Source organism: Salipiger sp. PrR003 (genome assembly GCF_010500785.1).
Classification (GTDB): Bacteria; Pseudomonadota; Alphaproteobacteria; order Rhodobacterales; family Rhodobacteraceae; genus Salipiger; species Salipiger pacificus_A.
Genome location: NZ_JAAGOV010000044.1, coordinates 1 through 20372 on the forward strand (window position 1 = coordinate 1; position 20372 = coordinate 20372).

General features: G+C 67.2%; 15 protein-coding genes and 1 pseudogene. 9 read left to right on the forward strand and 7 right to left on the reverse strand.

What is annotated here, in order from left to right:
- Position 1: 1 nt before the first annotated feature.
- The 3 genes and pseudogenes from G0D83_RS32655 to G0D83_RS16050 form a co-directional block, all read left to right on the forward strand.
- Positions 2 to 82: pseudogene (locus G0D83_RS32655) on the forward strand (LysR family transcriptional regulator); the annotation flags it as partial.
- 221 nt (positions 83 to 303) lie between these two features.
- On the forward strand, positions 304 to 1767 hold the full coding sequence (locus tag G0D83_RS16045) for an aldehyde dehydrogenase (protein ID WP_164195780.1): 1464 nt from the start codon (positions 304 to 306) through the stop codon (positions 1765 to 1767).
- 159 nt (positions 1768 to 1926) lie between these two features.
- Positions 1927 to 3603, forward strand: coding sequence for a BCCT family transporter (locus G0D83_RS16050; protein WP_108970341.1), 1677 nt, complete (start codon positions 1927 to 1929; stop codon positions 3601 to 3603).
- Positions 3604 to 3607: 4 nt separating this feature from the next.
- Here G0D83_RS16050 and G0D83_RS16055 read toward each other — a convergent pair whose 3' ends face one another.
- The 7 genes from G0D83_RS16055 to G0D83_RS16085 form a co-directional block, all read right to left on the reverse strand.
- The gene (locus G0D83_RS16055) at positions 3608 to 4441 is read right to left on the reverse strand and encodes a 3-keto-5-aminohexanoate cleavage protein (protein WP_164195781.1); all 834 of its coding nucleotides are present in this window, start codon (positions 4439 to 4441) and stop codon (positions 3608 to 3610) included.
- Positions 4442 to 4528: 87 nt separating this feature from the next.
- Complete coding sequence (locus tag G0D83_RS16060; protein ID WP_164195783.1) at positions 4529 to 6070, reverse strand: phospholipase D family protein; 1542 nt, start codon at positions 6068 to 6070, stop codon at positions 4529 to 4531.
- 205 nt (positions 6071 to 6275) lie between these two features.
- Positions 6276 to 7364 (reverse strand): patatin-like phospholipase family protein, encoded by a 1089-nt coding sequence (locus G0D83_RS16065; RefSeq protein ID WP_164195785.1) that lies wholly within the window; start codon positions 7362 to 7364, stop codon positions 6276 to 6278.
- 130 nt (positions 7365 to 7494) lie between these two features.
- Positions 7495 to 9696, reverse strand: coding sequence for a pyrroloquinoline quinone-dependent dehydrogenase (locus G0D83_RS16070; RefSeq protein ID WP_203594988.1), 2202 nt, complete (start codon positions 9694 to 9696; stop codon positions 7495 to 7497).
- Positions 9693 to 10034 carry a hypothetical protein gene (locus G0D83_RS16075; protein ID WP_193989103.1) on the reverse strand — a complete coding sequence of 114 codons (342 nt, stop codon included), beginning with the start codon at positions 10032 to 10034 and terminating at the stop codon, positions 9693 to 9695. Before G0D83_RS16075 ends, G0D83_RS16070 begins: the two co-directional genes overlap by 4 nt.
- A gap of 125 nt (positions 10035 to 10159) precedes the next feature.
- Positions 10160 to 11614, reverse strand: a complete 1455-nt coding sequence (locus G0D83_RS16080) for a HAMP domain-containing sensor histidine kinase (RefSeq protein ID WP_164195787.1) — start codon at positions 11612 to 11614, stop codon at positions 10160 to 10162.
- A complete protein-coding gene (locus tag G0D83_RS16085) occupies positions 11611 to 12345 on the reverse strand; it encodes a response regulator transcription factor (RefSeq protein WP_164195789.1) in 735 nt (244 codons plus the stop codon). Before G0D83_RS16085 ends, G0D83_RS16080 begins: the two co-directional genes overlap by 4 nt.
- A 213-nt stretch (positions 12346 to 12558) precedes the next feature.
- Here G0D83_RS16085 and G0D83_RS16090 point away from each other — a divergent pair, with 213 nt between their 5' ends.
- The 6 genes from G0D83_RS16090 (at position 12559) to G0D83_RS16115 (ending at position 20342) form a co-directional block, all read left to right on the forward strand.
- Positions 12559 to 13803 (forward strand): ABC transporter substrate-binding protein, encoded by a 1245-nt coding sequence (locus G0D83_RS16090; RefSeq protein WP_164195791.1) that lies wholly within the window; start codon positions 12559 to 12561, stop codon positions 13801 to 13803.
- Between the two features lie 90 nt (positions 13804 to 13893).
- Entirely contained in the window at positions 13894 to 14766 is an 873-nt protein-coding gene (locus tag G0D83_RS16095) for a carbohydrate ABC transporter permease (protein WP_095883539.1), read from the forward strand.
- Positions 14759 to 15667 (forward strand): carbohydrate ABC transporter permease, encoded by a 909-nt coding sequence (locus G0D83_RS16100; RefSeq protein ID WP_164195793.1) that lies wholly within the window; start codon positions 14759 to 14761, stop codon positions 15665 to 15667. Before G0D83_RS16095 ends, G0D83_RS16100 begins: the two co-directional genes overlap by 8 nt.
- A gap of 5 nt (positions 15668 to 15672) precedes the next feature.
- On the forward strand, positions 15673 to 16770 hold the full coding sequence (locus tag G0D83_RS16105) for an ABC transporter ATP-binding protein (protein WP_108970348.1): 1098 nt from the start codon (positions 15673 to 15675) through the stop codon (positions 16768 to 16770).
- Positions 16771 to 17167: 397 nt separating this feature from the next.
- Positions 17168 to 18880 carry a type I secretion protein gene (locus G0D83_RS16110; protein ID WP_164195795.1) on the forward strand — a complete coding sequence of 571 codons (1713 nt, stop codon included), beginning with the start codon at positions 17168 to 17170 and terminating at the stop codon, positions 18878 to 18880.
- Positions 18881 to 19058: 178 nt separating this feature from the next.
- A complete protein-coding gene (locus G0D83_RS16115; protein ID WP_164195798.1) occupies positions 19059 to 20342 on the forward strand; it encodes an FAD-binding oxidoreductase in 1284 nt (427 codons plus the stop codon).
- The last annotated feature ends 30 nt before the right edge of the window (positions 20343 to 20372 follow it).

Genomic DNA, 20372 nt, shown 5'->3' on the forward strand with positions numbered 1-20372 from the left:
TATCCGCACCTTCGTCCGTGTCTACGAGTTGGGCAGCATGTCCGCCGCGGGCCGCGACCTGCGAATCTCACCGGCGGGGACCTGCGGGCCGAGAACCGGGAAAAACTGCCCGGAAATCTAGCCTTACCCGAGGTGCGGCACGCCGCTTGCGGCGCGGTGGCCGTGGCGGCGCTGGCCAGCGAAATTTCTCCTCGCTAAGACTGGCGCAGAAGCTTCGGTCGCAAACGCGCCCCGCGGCGCAGCAATGCTGCGCGGGAGGGGCCTTGGCGAGACGACCCACGCGAGACCAACACGAGGTACCCCATGACGTTCGCTTTCGATCCCGACAGGCTGACCCTGCCGAACCAGCACTTCATCGGCGGAGACTATGTCTCGGGTGAGGACGCGCTCGAGCTGCGCTCGCCCTCGACCGGCAAGCTGCTCGGCGCCATCCCCTGCGCCGACGCGGCGCTGGTCGATCGCGCGGTGAGGACGGCGCGCAAGGCGCTCGAGACCTCGGGCTGGGCCGGGCTGCAGCCGCGCGCCCGGCTGCGCGCCCTCTACGCCTGGGCCGAGCTGATCGAACGCGAGGCCGAGACGCTGGCCAAGCTCGAGGCGATATGTTCGTCGCGCCCCTATGCCGCGGCGCTGGCCGGGGACGTGATGGTCACCGCCGAGCAGATCAAGTTCTTTGCCGAGTTCGCCGACAAGGAGGCGGGCACGCTGGTGCCCACGGCCGACAGCCAGTTCGGCTTCATCTCGGATCATCCTTATGGCGTGATCGGCGCGATCACCCCGTGGAACTTCCCGATCTCGATGGCCGCCTGGAAGCTCGGTCCGGCGCTCTCGGCGGGCAACGCGGTGGTGCTGAAGCCCTCCGAGATGACCCCCTACACCACGCTCTATCTCGCCGAACTGGCGGTGAAGGCGGGGATCCCGGCGGGGCTGATCAACGTGGTGCTGGGCGACGGGCCGACCACCGGCGCGGCGATCACCGGTCATCCGGGCATCGATAAGGTCTCGTTTACCGGCTCGACCCGCGCCGGGGCCGCGATCATGGAGAATATCGCGCGCTGCGGTATCAAGCCGATGACGCTGGAGCTGGGCGGCAAGAGCCCGATGGTGGTTTTCGCCGACGCCGATCTCGACGTGACCGCCGACGCGCTGGTCACCGGGATCATCCCCAACGCCGGGCAGTTCTGCGTTGCCGGCTCGCGGATGATCGTCGAGGCCAGCGTCGCGGATGAACTGGCGGCCAAGCTCTCGGAGAGGTTTGCCAAGATCACCCCGTTGGAGACCCACAGCGCCGAGGCAGGTTTCTCGCCGATCATTTCGGAGAAACAGCTGCAACGCATCGACAGCCTCGTGCAGGCGGCGACCGATCAGGGCGGCGAGCTCATCTGCGGCGGCGGGCGTTTCGAGCATGCGGGCTCCTTCTACCGTCCGACGCTGATCGGCGGCGTGGACGAAACCAACCCGGCTGTCCGCGAGGAAATCTTCGGCCCCGTGGCTACCTTCCAGACCTTCGAGACCGAGGAGCAGGCGATGAAGCTGGCGAGCCATCCGACCTACGGGTTGGCGGCGGGGCTCTTCACCCGCGACCTGTCGCGCGCGCTGCGCCTGACACGCGATCTCGAGGCGGGCACGGTCTGGGTCAACCGCTACGGCCGCACCCGGGACCATATTCTGCCGACGGGCGGTTGGAAGGCGAGCGGCCTCGGCAAGGATCTGGGCCGCGAGGCGTATCTCGCCAACCGCCGCACGAAAACGGTGCTGATCGACCTCTGAGAGGCCTCATCCCGATGAAACGAAGACCGCCGGTCCCTCGCGGGGCCGGCGTTTTTCTGGCCGGCTCCGCCGAGCGCCGGGCAGCAAATTTGGGAACCAATGCGGAACCCGTTGGTTCGGAAACGGAGCCCACACGGAATTACACATAGGTTTGAGCCCTTGGAACAGCTTGCCCGCCGCCTCGGACTGCGCACCGATCCGACGATCTTTTTCATCTCTGCCGGTTTCACCATCGTCTTCGTTCTCGCGCTGGTGATCTTCCCCGAAGCTATCGGCGATGCCTTTGCCACCGGCCGCAGCTGGATCGTGACCAACCTCGGCTGGTTCTTCGTGCTGGGGGTGAACGTCTGGCTGGGCTTCCTGATCTGGGCAGCCATGTCGCGCCACGGCCACATCCGGCTCGGGCGCAAAGGCGAGCGGCCGGTCTATTCCAACCTGTCATGGTTCACCATGCTCTTTGCCGGCGGCATCGGCACGGTGCTGATGTTCTGGGGCGTCGCCGAGCCTATCAGCCATTTCTCGACGCCGCCTCTGCCGGGGGTAGAGCCCTACACCGAAGAGGCAGCACGCGACGCCATATCGATTGCCATCTACCACCTCGGGCTGCACACCTGGACGATCTTCACGCTGCCGGGGCTGGCCTTCGCCTATTTCATCAACCGCTACGACCTGCCGGTGCGGGTGAGTTCGGTCTTCTATCCGTTGCTGGGTGAGGGCATTCACGGCCCCATCGGCAAGGCCATCGACATCGCCTCGATCCTCGGCACGCTCTTCGGCGTGGCGGTGTCGCTCGGTCTCGGCTCGAGCCAGATCGCCGCGGGGCTCGACGCGCTCTTCGGCACTGGCGACGGGGCCTTCGTCAAGGTGGCGATCCTGACAGTGTTGACCGTGGTGGCCGTGGGCTCGATCGTCGCGGGGCTCGACAAGGGCGTGAAGATGCTCTCGAACCTCAACATCGCCATGGCGGTGGCGCTGATGATCTTCGTGCTGGTCTGCGGCTCGACACTCTTCCTGCTGCGCGGCATCGTCGAGACCTTCGGGCTCTATTTGACCAATCTGCCGCGTCTGGCATTCTGGAACGACATGCTGGCCAACGAGAACCCGAGCACCGACGGATGGGGCTGGCAGGGATCGTGGACGGTGTTCTACTGGGCCTGGACGGTCACCTGGTCGCCTTTCATCGGGCTCTTCGTGGCGCGCATCTCGCGCGGGCGCACGGTGCGGGAGTTCGTCTTCGGCGTGCTGCTGGCCCCGTCGCTCTTCACGCTGATCTGGTTTGCCATTTTCGGCTGGCAGGCGATGGACTTCGACGGGCTCGGCCTCGCGGCGCGCGCAGCCATGGGCGATAGTGCTGGCGAAATCAGCCGCGCCGTTGCCGACAGCGTGCCGCTGGCGATGTTCGCCTTCTTCGAGCATTTTCCCTTCACCACCTTCATCCAGGGCTTTGCGGTGGTGATCGTGGCGATCTTTTTCGCCACCTCCTCGGACTCGGCTTCGCTGGTGGTGGACATGCTCTGCACCGGCAGCGCGACGCCGGGTCCGGTGCATCAGCGGGTGTTCTGGGGCGCGGCAGAGGGAGTCGTTGCGGCGATGCTGATCCTGCTGGCGGGCGATGCGGGTCTGACCGCGCTGCAGCAGGTGATCACCGTCGTGGGCCTGCCGATCTTCGTGCTGGTGAGCATGATGATCCCGGCGATCATCCGCGGCTTCAACGCCGAGGACATCGAGCACATCTCCATCGGTACGCGGCCGGGCCTCGAGGAGTTCGGCCACGGCCCGGTGAGCGAGGAGAGCACGTCCGGCGGGCTCCGGCCGGAGCCCACCGCGGCGGAGTGAGCGGTCAGGCGGCGCGCAGCCCCAGCAGCGCGCGCGCCTCGGCGGGGGTGGCGATACTGCGGCCGTGCTTCTGCGCCACCTCCGCCGCTCGCTGGACCAGCGCGGCGTTCGAGGGCGCCAGCGTATCCCTGTCGAGGCGGATGTTGTCCTCGAGCCCGGTCCGCAGGTGGCCGCCCGCGGCAGCCGCCCAGTCGTTGAGCTCGATCTGGTGTCGCCCGATCCCGGCGGCGCACCACGGCGTATCCTCGCCGAAAAGAACCTTCACGGTCTCCACGTAGTAATCGAACACCCGCTTCACCGCGGGCATGGAGTTCTTCACCCCCATGACGAACTGCACGTAGGGCGTGCCGACCAGCGCACCGCGGTCCGCCATCGCCTTGGCCTGGTAGATGTGAGACAGGTCGAAAGCCTCGATCTCGGGCTTGATGCCGTAGGTCTTCATCTCTGCCGCCAGCCAGTCCACAAGATCCGGCGGGTTCTCGTAGACGCGCGTGGGGAAGTTGTTCGATCCCACCGAGAGCGAGGCCATGTCCGGCTTCAGCGGCAGCATGCCGCCGCGGGTCCTGCCCGCGCCCGAGCGACCACCGGTGGAAAGTTGTACGATCATCCCGGGGCAGTGTTTCTCGATCCCCTCCTTCAGCGCGGCGAAACGCTCGGGGTCGGAGGTCGGTTTTCCGTCGTCGTCGCGTACGTGGCAATGGGCGATGGTGGCGCCGGCCTCGAAGGCTTCCTGCGTGGACTCGACCTGCTCGGCCACGGTGATCGGCACGGCGGGGTTGTCCGCCTTGGTGGGCAGCGAGCCGGTGATGGCAACGCAGATGATGCAGGGCTGTGTCATGGCGGGAGGCTCCGTCGCTTCGTTGCGGTGCCGCGCGGCACCTCGGCAGAAAGATGTCGCAACCCGGCGTCCGCCGCAACCGCCCGCTCAGAGCATCCATTCCAACGGCAGCCAGCCGACGACATGGGTCAGCGCGCGTTTCAGCGGGCCGGTGTTCGGCTCGTGCTGAAAGACCAGCGGCGGGCCGACCTCGGGGGTGTTGGTCCACACAAGCGCTCCTGCGTCATCCAGCGTGACGTGATAGGCGTAGCGGGGCGTGTCGAGCTGCTCGGAAAGCGAGGCCGCGATGGTCGGGCTGTCGATCAGGATGCCCATCTCGGTGTTGATCTGCGCCGAGCGCGGGTCGAGGTTGAACGAGCCGATGAAGGCCCGCTTGCCGTCCAGCCCGAAGACCTTGGCATGCAGCCCCGAGGCCGAGCCCGAGAGCACCTCTGGCAGCGAGCGCCTCACGTGCTCCTCGCGCATGGCGCGCAGCTCGTAGAGGGTGACACCGCTTTCGAGCAGGGGCGCGCGATAGCCCATGTAGGCGGCATGCACCGGCATCACGTCGGTGGCCTCCAGCGCGTTGGTCAGCACCCGGACGCGCGCGCCCTTGCGGGCGAGGTCGGTCAGCGCCTCGGTGCCGCGTTCGCCGGGAATGAAATAGGCAGAGACGAGATCGAGGCTACTCTCCACCTCGCCGAGCAGCTCGAACAGCCGTTCGACGATCTTGCTCTTGGCGGGCGCCCGGCCCAGCCCCTTCGCGGGATCGTCGACGAGCAACTCGGCCTTGCCCCATTCGAGGTTCAGCGCCCCGCCCTTCAGCCCCGAGACGAGCTGGCTCTCGGTCACCACCTTCAGATAGCCGTTGCCGACCGAGGTGCCGCGCGCCGCCTTGCCCGCCTCGGCCAGCGCCGGGCTGACAAACGGATCCAGCAGCAGGTCCGCATCATAGGCCGAGGCGCTGTTCCAGTAGCGGTCGAACGAGGCCGAGACGTCGCTGACGATCGGTCCCAGCGCCAGCGCGTCAACGTCGAAGAAATGCGTCCCATCGCCGTATTCGAAGTAGATATCGCCGATGTTCCGCCCTCCGACTACGGTGGCCGCCCCATCGACGGTCATCGACTTGTTATGCATCCGCCGGTTCAACCGGCTGAAATCGAAGAGGTAGGAGGCGAGCTTGGGCGCGCGCAGGGTGAAAGGGTTGAAGATGCGCACGTCGGCGCTTGGCAGGGAGTCGAGTTCGGCGAGCAGCGCATCGAGGCCAGGAATGCCGTTGTCGTCCACCAGCAGCCGCACCCGCACGCCGCGATCCGCGGCGGCCCGCAATTCGTCGAGCAGGATCAGCCCGGTCGTGTCGTCCTGCCAAATGTAATACTGCGCATCGATCGACTGCTGCGCCGCCCGCGCCAGCAGCATCCGCGCGGCAAAAGCGTCGCGCCCGTCGGCAAGCGGCAGCACCCCGCTCTCCCCAGGGTGTGCGGCAACGATCGGGGCGATGATCCTGCCAAGCTCGCCCTCGGTGTCGGGCGGCAGCCGGAGCTGTCTTTCCGCAAAATTCTGCTTGGGCAGGGGGAAGATCAGCTTCATCCCGAAGACGAAGGTGACAAGCAAAAGAGCGATAAAAAGAAGGACTTCAAGAAAACGCATCGGACGCACCCACATCAATCGGACCCGTCCGGCAAGGCTGTGCGCCGCGCAAATTCCGACTGCCGACCGGACCCTCCGACCGGTGCCTGCGCGCCGCCGTCTTCCCTTCCGTCGCGGGTCTTTGCCGTCGCTTGGGTGAAATCCTAGCGCGAAACAGGCGCTTGCGTCGAGCGTTACCTTCAGAAGCGAGTCAGGCAGAAGCGAGTCAGGCTCCGGTCTGCAGCATGTCGCTCAGGTAGCGCTCCTTGAGTTTCGCGGTGCCCCGCTTGCCGAGATGCTCGAAGTTGTCCGTCAGCCAGCCCTGCGCGGCGGCGCGCCCGGTTTCATGCAACTCGAGCAGCATGTGGAGGGTTGGGTACATCTTGGTATGGGGATCGAGCTCGGAGAGGCTCGCCTCGTCGTGGATCTCGTGGAAGCGCAGCTCGTGCAGGTCGCTTAGCAAGTCCGAGCCGCTGTCGCCCTCATGTGACTTCATATGCTCGACCAGCGCGTCCTGGATGATGGCGATGGCACGGAGTTCGGTAAGCAGCGCCTGGTTGAAGACCATCTCGCTGACCCTCTGGGTGATCTCTTCGGGCGAGCGCGCCGTGAAGGCGCGGCGGGCGGGATTGATGGTGACCAGCAGCAGGTCTGCCTGCGGGGTGAAACGCACGAGGGCGGCGACGGGCGGGTTGGAGGAGTAGCCGCCGTCCCAGTAATCGACCCCGTCGATGGTCACCGGCGGAAAACTCATCGGCAGACAGGCCGAGGCGATGGCGACGTCGGGGCTGATCTCATCGTTGCGAAAGATGCGCGCGCCGCCGCTGCGGGCATTGGTCGCCGACACGAAGAGCCGGGGCGCATCGGCGCGCCTCAGCGCCTCGAAGTCCACTTGGTCAGCGATGAGTTGGCGGAGCGCCATCTGGGCGCCGCGTCCCTGCCAGGGGCGCGAAGAGACGGTGACCTGCCCGCCGCTGACCACCTGCCACCAGGCGGCGGAGGCGGCGAAGAGCCCGGGGAAGGTTTCGAGCATATGAAAGACCGGCGTCGCCTCGCGCGCCGCGGCATTGACCGAGGTCCAGAAGCGGCGCAACGCGGCGCGCCCGCCCTCGCGTCCGCCGGTGGCGATGCCCGAGGCCGCGACGATGGCGTTCATAGCCCCGGCGCTGGCGCCCGAAAGGGCGCCGATTTCAATGCGTTCCTCTTCCAGGAGCGCGTCGAGGACGCCCCATGTGAAGGCCCCGTGCGCGCCACCGCCCTGCAGTGCGACGTCGAGTATTATCTTGCTGGAATCATGTGATTGTGAAGTCGTCATGGAAAAGCAAAAAGCCTCCGAAAAGTGGAGAAATTCTGCGTTGCAGCATAGCGCGGAAGGGGGTGTGGCTCCAGAGCCTTGGGGGGCCTGTCGGCGGCGTGGCGCCGACAGGCATTTTCGGGGAAAGGGCTCAGAGCGGCAGGCGGTAGACCGAAATCATGTCGCCCACCGACGGCTTCAGGATCGAGTTGCCGCCCGAGATGAAGGCGACGTATTCCTGCCCGTCGTGCTCGTAGATGGCCGGGTTCGAGACCGAGGGCGCCTCGGTCAGGTCGCTCCAAAGCTCCTCGCCGCTCTGCAGGTTGTAGGCACGCACCATGCCGTCCATCGTCCCGCCGATGAAGATCAGCCCGCCGGCGGTGATCGCCGGGCCACCGATGGTCGGCGAACCCCAGGCCTCGGGCATGTAGAAGCCATAGCGCTGCGACATGCCGAAGGGCTTGCGCCAGAGCGTCTCGCCTGTGGTCATGTCGAGCGCCATCAACTCGCCGAAGGGAGGCTCCCAGCACGGCATTCCCCAGCGGTTCATCGCGGTCTTCAGCGACATGCCGTAAGGTGCGCCGGTCTGCGGGTGGAAGCCGCTTTCTCCGACCCCGGCTTCGCCGTTCTCGGCCTCGTAATCCTCGCGCGACCACAGCTTGATGTATTGCACCACATGGCTGAGGTTCACCACGGCGATCTGGTGCTCGGGATCGTAGCCGACGCCGCCCCATTGCACCACGCCCGCCGAGTTCGGGTAGGCCCCGGCGCCTTCACCCTCAGTGGTGGGCGCGGTGTACATGCCGTCGTAGGTCAGCTTGCTCCAAAGCTCCGAACATTCTCCGAAGGAGGCGAGATCGGCCAGTTTCCACACGTCCGGCAGGCGCGACTGGTCGAGCAGCGGCTTGGGGATCGTGGGGAAGGGCTGGGTCGGCGCGTAACGCTCGCTCTCGATCGTCCCCGCGGGGACGGGGCGTTCCTCGATCGGCCAGATGTCCTCGCCGGTCTCGCGGTTGACCACGAAGAGAAAGCCCATCTTGGTGGCCTGCATCAGCGCCGGGATCTCCTCGCCGTTCACGGTGATGTCCATCAGCGTCGGGGCTGAGTTGATGTCATAGTCCCAGATGTCGTGATGCACCCACTGCCGCGACCAGATCACTTCGCCGGTGTCGACGTCGAGCGCGGTGGTCGAGGTGGCATAGGGGATGTCCTCGGTGCGGTTGCCGCCCCAGTAGTTGGGCGAGGGCGAGGCCACGGGCAGGTAGACGATGCCGCGTTCCTCGTCGGCGCTCATCGCGGTCCAGACGTTGGCGGTGCCGGTCTTGGCGCGGATGTCCTCGGGGATGGTGTCGAAGGTCCATTCCAGCTCGCCCGACTGCGCATTGACCGAGAATACCGAGCCCGGAGGCGCCTCGGCCCAGTCCCAGTCATTGCCGGCCCAGCCGATGATCACATGGTCGCCGACGATGGTCGGCGGCTGCAGCAGCGACAGCGGCCAGCGGTCGTTGACCGTGTTCCACTGGTTGACGTCGAGCACGCCGCCATCGGCGAAATCCTCGCAGAGCGCGCCGGTGTCCGCGTCCATGGCGAAGAGCCGCGCGTCCATGGTGCCGAGGTAGACGATCTTCTGGCAGGCCGCGCCCTCCTGTGGATCGTCGGCCTCCCAATAGGCGACCCCGCGGTTTTTAAGCGCGGGCTGGGTGAGCGCCTCGAGGGTTGATTTGCTGTCGAAGGACCATTTTTCTTCGCCCGTGCCCGGATCGAGCGCCAGCACGCGGTAGAAGGGCGTGCCGATGTAGAGCGTGTCATTGGCGTAGATCGGTGTCGCGGACCAGACGGTCGCGGGCAGATCGCCCGAGCCGTCCGAGACATCGCCGGTCTCGACCCGCCAGGCCAGTTCCATGTCACCGACGTTCTCGGGGGTGATCTGGTCGAGCGGCGAGTATTTCGCGCCCGAAACCTGCCCGTGGAAGCTCGGCCATCCGGTGCCGGGGGTCGGCACCTTGGCGTCGGACGACGGGCGTGCGGCGGGCACCTCGACATTGATGGTTTCAGCGTTGGGTTCGGGGGCGCTGTCGTCCTGCGCCTCGGCGGCCGGAGCCTCGGCAGCGGGGGCCTCGGCGCCTTGCGCTTCGGGGCTCACGGCATCGCGGGCGGGGCCTTCCTCCGTCGAGACGCCAGTCTCGCTGCCCTCTTCGGTCGCGGTCGCGCCGGGCGGCGGGGTCTCGGGGGCCTCGGTTTCCGGCGCGGCGCTTTCGGGCTGTGCCGGGGGCGTCGGCGTGTCTGCCTGCTGGGCGAAGGCGGGGCCAGTGAGCAGGGCGAGCAGGGCGGTGCTGCGGAGAAGAGAGGTCATGCGTAGGTTCCTTCCGGGCCGGAGAGCGCGGCGATCCAACCAAGCGCGCAGACCGCCAGAGCGGCGAGCATCACCCATTGATGCATCAGCAAGGCGGCGATGGCGGTGAGCAGCAGGCCGAGCGCGAGCAACACAAGCAGCAGGACGCGCAGGCCGCGGGCACGGGCGCGGATCATCAGCGCCGCGCCGAGCAGAAGACAGAGCGCGCCGAAAGCGGCGGCGAGAGGTCCCCAAACCCCGGTCACGCCGGTGAGAGGGGTGAAATAGGCGTAGAGGCCGCAGCCGAGCGCGACCAGCGCCGAGACCATCATGACGGTCAGGCCGGTTCGATAGGACATGGCGAGGTTCCCGTTTGGTTTCAACGGCGGGCCACGCTGCAGGGAAGGCTCGCGGCCGCGTCCCTTCAAGGAGTAGCGCGGAATCCGGAACAGGCAAATTTTCGCGCGAATTCAGTGCGGGGGGTTCAACCGCGCCGGATGGTGAAGAGCGCGCGCAGCCCATGCGGCGCGGTCTCGAAACGCAACTCCCCGCCGTGCATCATCGCGATGGTGGACACGATGCTGAGCCCCAGACCGATGCCGTCGCTCGAGCGCGCGTTCGCACCGCGGCGAAAGGGGGCCATGAGCGCCTCGATCTCCTCGGTGGAGCGCATGCCGCTCTCATCCTCGACGATGATCGTCGCGGTTTCGGCACTGGCCTCGAGGTGCAGCCGGGCGCTGCGACCGTATTTCAGCGCATTGTCCACGAGGTTCGACACCGCGCGCTGGATCGAGACGGGGCGGGCGGTGACGATGACCCGATGCGCGCCCCCCACCACCTGCGCCCCGCGCCGCGCGGTGAAGAGCGATTGCCCGCCGCGCAGCACGATGGGCTCTACCGCACCGAGACTTACCGGCTGGCCCATGTCGCGGTAGTCGTCCACCAGCGCCTCGACCAGCGCCGAGAGCGACAGCTCGCGCGGGGCTTCGACGTTGAGTTCGGCGCGGGTGTAGTTCAGCGCGCTTTCGATGATCGCGGTCATGCGGTCGATGTCGGCCTCGAATTTTCCGCGCAGTTCGTTGTCCTCGATCAGCGCCGAGCGCAGGCGCAGCCGGGTCGCAGGCGTTCCGAGGTCGTGGCTGACCCCCGAGAGCACCACCGCGCGCTTGGCGAGCTGCTCGCGTTCGGCCTCGAGGTAGGTATTGACCGCGCCGACGATGGCGCGCAGCTCGGTGGGGCCGGTGGCCTCGTAGCTTTCCGGCCCGCCGAGGCGACGGCGCGCGGCGAGCGCCGCGGCGAACTCGGTGAAGCGGGCGGCTGTATTCGTGACCAGCGTGAAGATCACCCCGAGCGCCAGCAACGACAGGACGATGGCGGGCAGGCGCAGATCGGCAGGGGCGGCCTCGCAGCCCCAGACCCCCGGCGCTTCGACGCGCTGCCAATCTCCGGCGTCGGGGCGGGCGATGATCTGCGGGTGGCTGCAGTAGCGCGCCATCAGCCGGGTGAGTTGCCCAAGCGTCTCCTCGGGGCGCTGGCCGGGGCGCGAGGGCAGCTCGGCGACGCGGTATTGCAGCCCGTCCGAGACCACCGCGACTTGCAGCCCGGGGCCGCCGGTGCCATCGGGCAGGATCGGCGCGAGGGTGACATAGGCGGGCCTTGGCAGGGCAGAGACCTGCGCGAAGTTGCCCTCTTCAGCGCGTGCGGCATCGGCGGGGTCCAACGGGGCGAGGCTGACACCCTCGGGCGGAGCCAGTCCCCGCGTCAGGGCGCCATAGAGCAGGAGCCCCGCCCGCTCGGCGCGGTCGAGATGCGCCGTCCAACGGGTCTGCGACAGGCTCCACATGCCGGTGATCACCACCCCTGCCAACGCCGCGGCGAGGATCAGCAGCGTGCCCGAGAGGCGCAGGCTCGGGCCGCCGGAGCCCACGCCCTCCGTCATGTCTCCTCGGTGGTCACATCCACCGCGAATACGTAGCCCACCCCGCGCTCGGTGCGCAGCATCTTCGGGTCTTTCGGCGTCTTCTCGATCTTCGAGCGCAGCCGCCCGACGAGCACGTCGATGGCGCGGCCCCGGGCGTCCTCGGTGCCGCCCTCCCCGGTGACGTCGAGCGCCGCGGCGATCTCCTCGCGAGTGAGCGGGATGAAAGGATTGGCCAGCAGCGCCTGCAGCAGCATGGTTTCGCGCCGCGACAGCGGCACCTGGAAACCCTCGGGCGAGGTGACCTCGGCGCGCTTGGCGTCGTAGCGCCAGCCGGCGAAGCGGAACGCCTGCGTGCGGCGGCGGTGCGCCAGCGAGGCGGTGCGGCGAGTGCGGGCCAGCACCGCGCGCACCTGCGCCACCATGAGCTCGGGGTTGAAGGGTTTAGCGATATAGTCGTCCGCGCCAACCTCGTAGCCCGCCATGCGCTGGTGATCGGCCGAGAGCGCCGAGACCATGATGATCGGCACGTCCTGCTCGCGCCGCAGTCGGGCGCATATCTCGATGCCGCTCTCGTCGCCAAGCATCACGTCGAGCAGGATGAGGTCGATGCGCCCCGCCTCCATCGCCGCAGCGATCTCGGCCATGTTCTGCGCCCCATGCGCGATGAAGCCCTGCCTTTGCAGGAACTGGATCATCATCTCGCGCATCTCGGAATCATCGTCCACGACGAGCAGTCTCGAGATGGTCACTGGCGTCTCCTCGCGGCTGTCCCGGCGCGGAGTTTTTGCCTCCGCTGGCGGGCTTTGCAATCGTGCTGTAACAGCCTGTAACAGATCGCCCGGAATTCTGAAGGGATGCTGCGCGGCGGCGTGGGGTAAGCCCTTGCGAACCCGCGCCGCGAAAACGCAGGGTTTTCGCCACACGCTGCTTGGGAAAGCAGCACGAACGGGAGGAATACCGATATGACATACACCGCAAAAGCGGCGATCTCTGCGCTCGCCCTGACGGTTGCCGGCGTCGCCCATGCCGAGCCGCAAGCCGAAGTTCTGCACTGGTGGACCGCCGGTGGCGAGGCCAAGGCCGTTGCCGTTCTGCAGGAAGAGTTCTCGGAAAACGGCGGCACCTGGACTGACATGCCGGTGGCCGGCGGTGGCGGCGATGCGGCGATGACCGCGCTGCGCGCTCGCGTGCTGTCGGGCAACGCGCCGACCGCCGTGCAGCTCAAGGGTCCGGCGATCCAGGAGTGGTACGAAGAGGGTGTTCTCGCCGACATCTCCTCGGTCGCCGACGCCGAGGGCTGGGCCGACGTGCTGCCCGCGCAGATCGCCGAGCACATGAAGTGCGAGGGCACCTGGTGCGCCGCGCCGGTGAACGTGCACCGAGTGGACTGGATCTGGGCCAACAAGTCGGTTCTGGACGCCAACGGCATCGAGATGCCGACCACCTGGGACGAGTTCAACGCCGCGGCCGAGAAGCTGCAGGCGGCGGGCGTGATCCCGCTGGCGCACGGCGGCCAGTCCTGGCAGGACGCCACCGTCTTCGAGACCGTCGTGCTTGGTCTCGGCGGCCCCGAGTTCTTCCAGAAGGCGCTGGTTGACCTCGATCAGGAGGCGCTGACCTCGGACACGATGGTGCAGGTCTTCGACCAGATGCGCACCATGCGCGGCTACGTCGACGACAACTTCTCGGGCCGTGACTGGAACCTCGCCACCGCGATGGTGATGAACGGCGAAGCCGCCTTCCAGATCATGGGCGACTGGGCCAAGGGCGAATTCCTTGCCGCTGGCAAGGTGCCGGGCGAGGACTTCCTCTGCGCCGCGACCCCGGGCGAGGGCTATCTCTACAACGTTGACAGCTTCGCGATGTTCGACGTCGACGGCGACGACAAGAAAGCCGGGCAGGAGCTGCTGGCCAAGCTGATCGTCGGGCCGAACTTCCAGAAGGTGTTCAACCTCAACAAGGGCTCGATCCCGGTCCGTACCGACGTCGCGCTCGACGAGTTCGACGACTGCGCGGTCAAATCCTCCGAGGACATGAAGGCCAGCGCCGAGAACGGCTCGCTGCTGCCTTCCTACGCCCACGGCATGGCCCTGCGCGGCGCGCAGTCCGGCGCGATCACCGATGTGGTGACGGCGCATTTCAACTCGGACATGAGCTCCGAGGATGCGGTGAAGATGCTCGCGGACGCTGTCGCGAACTCGATGTAATCCCCGTTCCCGGTCTTGGATCATACGATCTTTGACCAAACTCAAGCGGGCCCGTCTCTCACCGGGGCGGGCCCGTCATAGGAGAACACCATGGCCAAATGGTTCGAAACCCATTTGCCGAAGATCGTGCTGGCGCCCAGCTTCATCGCGGTCCTGATTTTCGTCTACGGCTTCATCGGCTGGACTGCCTGGGTGTCGCTCACCCGCTCCAAGCTGATGCCGCGCTACGAGATCGACGGCTTCATTCAATACGACCGGCTCTTTGCCTCCCCGCGCTGGGACACGGCAATGAACAACCTCTACATCTTCGGGGGGATGTTCATCGTCATCTCGCTGGTGCTGGGGCTGATCCTTGCGATCCTGCTCGACCAGCAGATCCGCGTCGAGGGCGCGATCCGCACGATTTACCTCTACCCCATGGCGCTGTCGATGATCGTCACCGGCACTGCGTGGAAATGGATCCTGAACCCGGGCCTCGGCGTGCAGGCCATGGTGCAGGGCTGGGGGTTCGAGAACTTCAAGTTCGACTGGCTGGTGAACCCGGACATGGCCATCTACACGGTGGTGATGGCGGCGATCTGGCAAAGTTCGGGCTTCGTCATGGCGCTCTTCCTCGCGGGTCTGCGCTCGGTCGACACCGAGATCATCCGCGCGGCGCAGATCGACGGCATCCCGACCTGGCGGGTCTATACCGCGATCATCATTCCCTCGATGGCCCCGATCTTCCTGTCGGCTTTCATCGTGCTCGCGCACCTTGCCATCAAGAGCTTCGACCTCGTCATCGCGCTGACCGGCGGCGGCCCCGGCTATGCCACCGACCTTCCGGCCACCTACATGTACGCGATGGCCTTCTCGCGTGGCGACGTCGGCCAGGCGGCAAGCTCGGCAATGATCATGATGATGGTGATCTTTATCATCGTTGTGCCCTATCTCTACTCCGAACTGAGGGCGAAAAATGACTGATGTCTCCGCAACGCCCGCTGCCGCGGCGGCGGCCCGCTCGCAGGGCACCGGCCTGAAGACCGCGCTGCGCTGGGGGCTCTACCTGATCCTCGGACTCTTCGCGGTCTACTACCTGATGCCGCTCTTCGTGATGCTCACCACCTCGCTGAAAAGCCTTGAGGAGATCCGCACCGGAGATCTCGTGGCGCTGCCGCGCGAGGTGACCTTCGACGCCTGGGCCAAGGCCTGGTCCGGTGCTTGCACCGGCATCCAGTGCGAGGGGGTGCGTCCCTACTTCTGGAACTCGGTGCTGATCGCCGTGCCCGGCGTGCTGATCTCGACCCTGCTTGGGGCGGTGAACGGCTACGTGATCGCGCAATGGCGCTTCAAGGGCGCCAACATCATCTTCGCGCTGATGCTCTTCGGCTGCTTCATCCCCTTCCAGGTGGTGCTGCTGCCCATGGCGCGCCTGCTCGGGCTGATGGGCCTCGCAGGCACGATCCCCGGTCTGGTCTTCGTGCACGTGATCTACGGCATCGGTTTCACCACGCTGTTCTTCCGCAACTATTACGTCACGATCCCGCAGGAGCTGGTGAAAGCGGCCAAGGTCGACGGCGCGGGCTTCCTGCGCATCTTCTGGTCGATCTTCCTGCCGCTCAGCATCCCGATCATCGTAGTCAGCGTGATCTGGCAGTTCACCCAGATCTGGAACGACTTCCTCTTCGGTGTCTCCTTCAGCTCGGCCGGCACCCAGCCGGTGACCGTGGCGCTCAACAACATCGTCAACTCGACGACGGGCGTGAAGGAATACAACGTCGACATGGCCGCCGCGATCATCGCCGCGCTGCCGACCCTCCTCGTCTACGTCGTCGCCGGCAAATACTTCATCCGCGGTCTGACCGCCGGATCCGTCAAAGGATGATCCCCATGGCTCCGATCCTCGATATCCAGCATCTCTACAAGAACTACGGCGCGACCGAGATCCTCAAGGACATCAACGTCTCGATCGAGCCGGGCGATTTCCTCGTGCTCGTCGGCCCTTCGGGCTGCGGCAAGTCCACGCTGCTCAACTGCATCGCCGGGCTCGAACCGATCACCGGCGGCACGCTGAAGATCGGCGGCGAGGACATGACCCATGTCTCGCCCAAGGACCGCGACATCGCCATGGTGTTCCAGTCCTACGCGCTCTACCCGACGATGAGCGTCGCCAAGAACATCACCTTCGGCATGAAGGTGCGCGGCGTCGATCAGGCGACCCAGGACCGCAAGCTCGCCGAGGTGGCCCGCCAGCTGCAGATCGAGCCGCTGCTGAAGCGCCGTCCCGGCCAGCTTTCGGGCGGTCAGCGGCAGCGCGTGGCGATGGGCCGGGCGCTGGTGCGCGATCCCAAGCTCTTCCTCTTCGACGAGCCGCTGTCGAACCTCGACGCCAAGCTGCGGGTCGAGATGCGCACCGAGATCAAGTCGCTGCACCAGCGGCTCGGCGCCTCGATGGTCTATGTCACACACGACCAGATCGAGGCGATGACCCTGGCCACGAAGATCGTCGTGATGAAGGGTGGCGTGATCCAGCAGATCGGCACCCCGGCCGAGATCTACAACAAACCCGCCAACCTCTTCGTCGCGGACTTCATGGGCTCGCCGGCGATGAACCTGATCCCCGCCAAGGCCCGCGCCAACGGCAATGGCACCAAGCTCGAGATCGCCCGTGAAGGCGCCGAGCCCGTCGTGCTCACGGACACCCGCGCGACGAACCTGCCCGAGGACGTGATCCTCGGCCTGCGCCCCGAGGACATCTCGGAGCCCGGTTACCGCTCGGGCGAGACGGTGCAGCAGGCGCAGTGCAAGGTCGAGATCGTCGAGCCCGCGGGCGCGGACACCTACGTGATGACGACGCTTGGCGGCAAGCAGATCACCGCGCGGCTCCATGCCGAGACCGCGGCGGCCCCGGGGGCAGCGCATACCTTCGCCTTCGATCTCGGCAAGGTGTCCTACTTCAATCCCGGCACCGGCGAGCGCATCCTCTGAGCGGGCGCCGGGTCCGCCCGGCACCTTGCGCATCACAGGCGCGGCGGCAGACCCCTGTCGCCGCGCCTTTTTTTGCCGGCCCGCCTGACGCGCCTGCGGCAGGTCCTCGCCCATCCCCTCGTCCACCGGGTGAACACGCTTGCGCGGACGGGGGTGCCCATCTACCGTCGAGGGCAGGCGCTGGTGGGTTTCGCGCCGCGTAAGCGCTTTCATTCCGATATTTCCGATCACGACCGCGCCGCGGATATCGCGGCCTTCCCTGTTTCGACGCCTGAGACGAGTGCTGCATGGCGGGCCTCTTGTGGCTCCGCCAGAGCCTTTTTGTGCCCGGCTCCGGCCGGTCCAGCGCCAGTTTCCCGGTTTCCCGCTCCCCCCGCGCCGCCACCCGGAGGACGGCATGCCCCTTGCCCTGCCCACCGAGATCACCGCGAGCGGCGCGCCCGCCGGCGCGGCGCTCTTTGGCGGCAATATCCTCGCACCGCGCACGGCGATGACCGGCGAAGGCTCCTATGCGGAGGCCATCGCGGCGCTCAACGTCACGGGGCTGCGCTACCCGGGCGGCTCGCTCACCGAATACTATTTCGACCTTGCCACCCCCGATGCCGCCACCGCCAGCCACGCCGAGACGGGGGAGCAGATACCCTTTATCCCGCTGTCGGACTTCATGACCTATGCGGGGGAGGCGGGCCACGCGGTGACCGTCGTGCTGCCGACCCGCGACCAGCTGTCGGAGGCGCTGGACGCGTCCGGCAACCGCCTGCCGCAGATCGAAGAGGAAGCACTCCGCGACTTCGTGCACGACCTCGTCTCCGGCGTTTACGGCGATGCCGAGATCGCGGCGCTTGAGATCGGCAACGAATACTGGGGCTCGGGCGAGATGACGGCGGTGGAATACGGCCGTCTGGCGGCGCGTATGGCCGAGATCATCGCCGACGAACTGGCGCTCGTGGCCGAGGTGATGGACCTCGACACCAGCGAGATCCGCGTGCTGGCACAGATGGGCCAGAACTACGGGGTCTCGAAGATTTCCGACGGCTACGCGGGCTGGGAGGCCGAGGACATCATTGCCGATTTGGCGCAGACCTATCCGGGAGCCGGGCTCGGCGCCGCCAATATCCGCGGCAATGGCGAGGTGAACTGGTCCGAGGTGACCAACGCGCTGGTCCGCATGGGCTTTGAGACCGAAGCGCAGCAGGCGGCGCTCGATGGCGTCATCGCCCATGTGTACGCCCGCGGGACCGAGGACAGCCGGTCCTACAATCTTGACACGATCCACGACACCTGGCTGGCGCAGGAGGGGTTCGGACATCTCGAGATCCATGTCACGGAGTGGAACCTCAAGTCCTCGGAAAACCTTGATGCGAGGTCGGACTACGGGCTGCTGCAGGCGCAGGAGATGCTGGAGATCGTCGAAGAGTTCGTCGAGGCCGGGGTCGAGCAGGCCCACGTCTGGCCGCTGATCCAGAACACCGCGAATGCGCTCTCGACAGGGGTCACCTACACGGCCAGCACCGTGCCCGGAGAGATGTTCGCCATGATGGCCGGGGCGATCCCCGGCAAGGCCCTGCTCGACTTCGCCCCCCGCGACGCCAGCGGCACCGAGACGGGGGATGCCGCGCTTGCCGTGCATGGCTTTGCGGGGGAGGGCGATCTTGTGCTCTACGTGATTTCGCAGATTGGGGAGGCCAGCGTCACCGATCTCGATCTGTCGGGCCTTCTCACGGGTTTCGGCGGCATGGAGATCACCCTGCTCGGCGTCTCCGGGGGAGCGCGTCCCGGCGATGCGGCCGCCGCGCCGCAGCTCGAGGCGCTCGACCCGGAGGTGCTCTACGTAGACGGGCTGCTCGAGGTCGCCCTCGCGCCCCAAGAGATCCTCCAGGTCGTGATCCGGGACGTGGCTCCGACCGAGGCCTTCGCCCCGGTCCTTGCCGGGATCGACACCGTGGAGGGCGGCAGTTCGCTCGGCACGGGGATGCCCCTGATCGATCTGGCCGAAGCCGAAGACACGCGGCCCGCCGAAGACGAGGAGGGTTCGGACGAGGACGGCGGCTGGGGGGAGCTCGGCATTCTCCTCGCGCTTTTGCCATTGGCCGGGCTCCTCGCCGCCTGAACGCCCGCCTTTTCCTCTGGACGCCAACTTCCCCGGGAGCCCGGCGCGTGGCCCGTGCCAGCCCGGCCACCATGCGCCGCACGTGTCGGTCCATGCGCAAACGGCACTGGACGGCGGCGGAGGCTCTGACCAAGACTGTCCTCGCGGCCAGAGAGGCCGCGAGGACTGGGCTGAAAACATGGAAGACTTCCCGAAGGGCAACCTCTGGCACGCGAGCGCCTCCGAAGAGGTCTTGGCGCCCCCGCTCGAGAATGATCTCGACGTCGACCTGGCGGTGATTGGCGGCGGCTTCACCGGCTGTGCGGCGGCACTCGAGGCGGCGCGGCTCGGCGCCAGCGTGGCACTGCTCGAGGGGCGGGAGATCGGCCATGGTGGCTCGGGGCGGAACGTCGGGTTGGTCAACGCCGGGCTCTGGCTGCCGCCGGACGAGATCCTCGCGCAGATGGGCGAGGCGGCGGGGCGGCGGCTGATCGACGTGCTCGGCGGGGCTCCGGCGCGGGTCTTCGGTCTGATCGAGCGCGAGGGAATCTCCTGCGAGGCGACGCGGAATGGCACGCTGCATCTCGCGCATGCAGCCTCGGGGGCGGAGGATCTCGCTTCGCGCCATCGGCAGGGCAATCGGGTCGGCGCGCCGGTGCAGCTCCTCGACACCGCCGAGACCGTGCGGCGGACCGGATCCGACGCTTTCGCTGGCGCGTTGCTCGACCCGCGGGCGGGCACGGTGCAGCCGCTGGCCTATTGCCGCGGATTGGCACGGGCCGCGCAGGCGGCGGGTGCAAGACTTCACGGGCGCACGCAGGTCACCGAGCTGTCGCGCTCCGGCGAGGGCTGGGAGATCCGCGCGGGCGGGCGCCGGGTCCGGGCCGGGGCCGTGCTGATGGCCACCAATGCCTATCACGAGGGGTTCTCGGAGCCCTTCCGCCCGTCCTACGTCGCGGTGCATTACAGCCAGTTTGCCACCGCGCCGCTGCCGAACGATCTGCGCGCGCGCATTCTGGCGGGGGGCGAGGGATGTTGGGATACGGCGCTCGTGATGTCCTCTTTCCGCGTCGATCACGCCGGGCGGCTGATCCTCGGAGGCATGGGGGATGCGGAGGGGCTCGGCGGCGGTCTTCACGCGGGATGGGCGCGACGCAAACTGGCGCAGGTCTATCCCGAACTGGCGGATGTGCCCTTCGAGCACGCCTGGCAGGGGCGCATCGCGATGACCCGGGACCATGTGCCCAAGGTGGTGCGTTTCGGCCCCTCGGCGCTCTCAGTCTTCGGCTACTCGGGCCGGGGCATCGCGCCGGGGACGGTCTTTGGCACCGCCGCCGCCGAGGCGCTTCTCGAAGGGCGCGAGGACGCGCTGCCGGTTGCGCCGATCGACAGCTATGTCGAGCGCTTCACCGGTCTGCGCAGTGCCTACTACGAGGCTGGCGCGACGCTGACCCATGCCCTCAAGCCGGGGTTCCTAGGGTAGGCCGCACGACAAAGCGCCGGGGGTTGCACG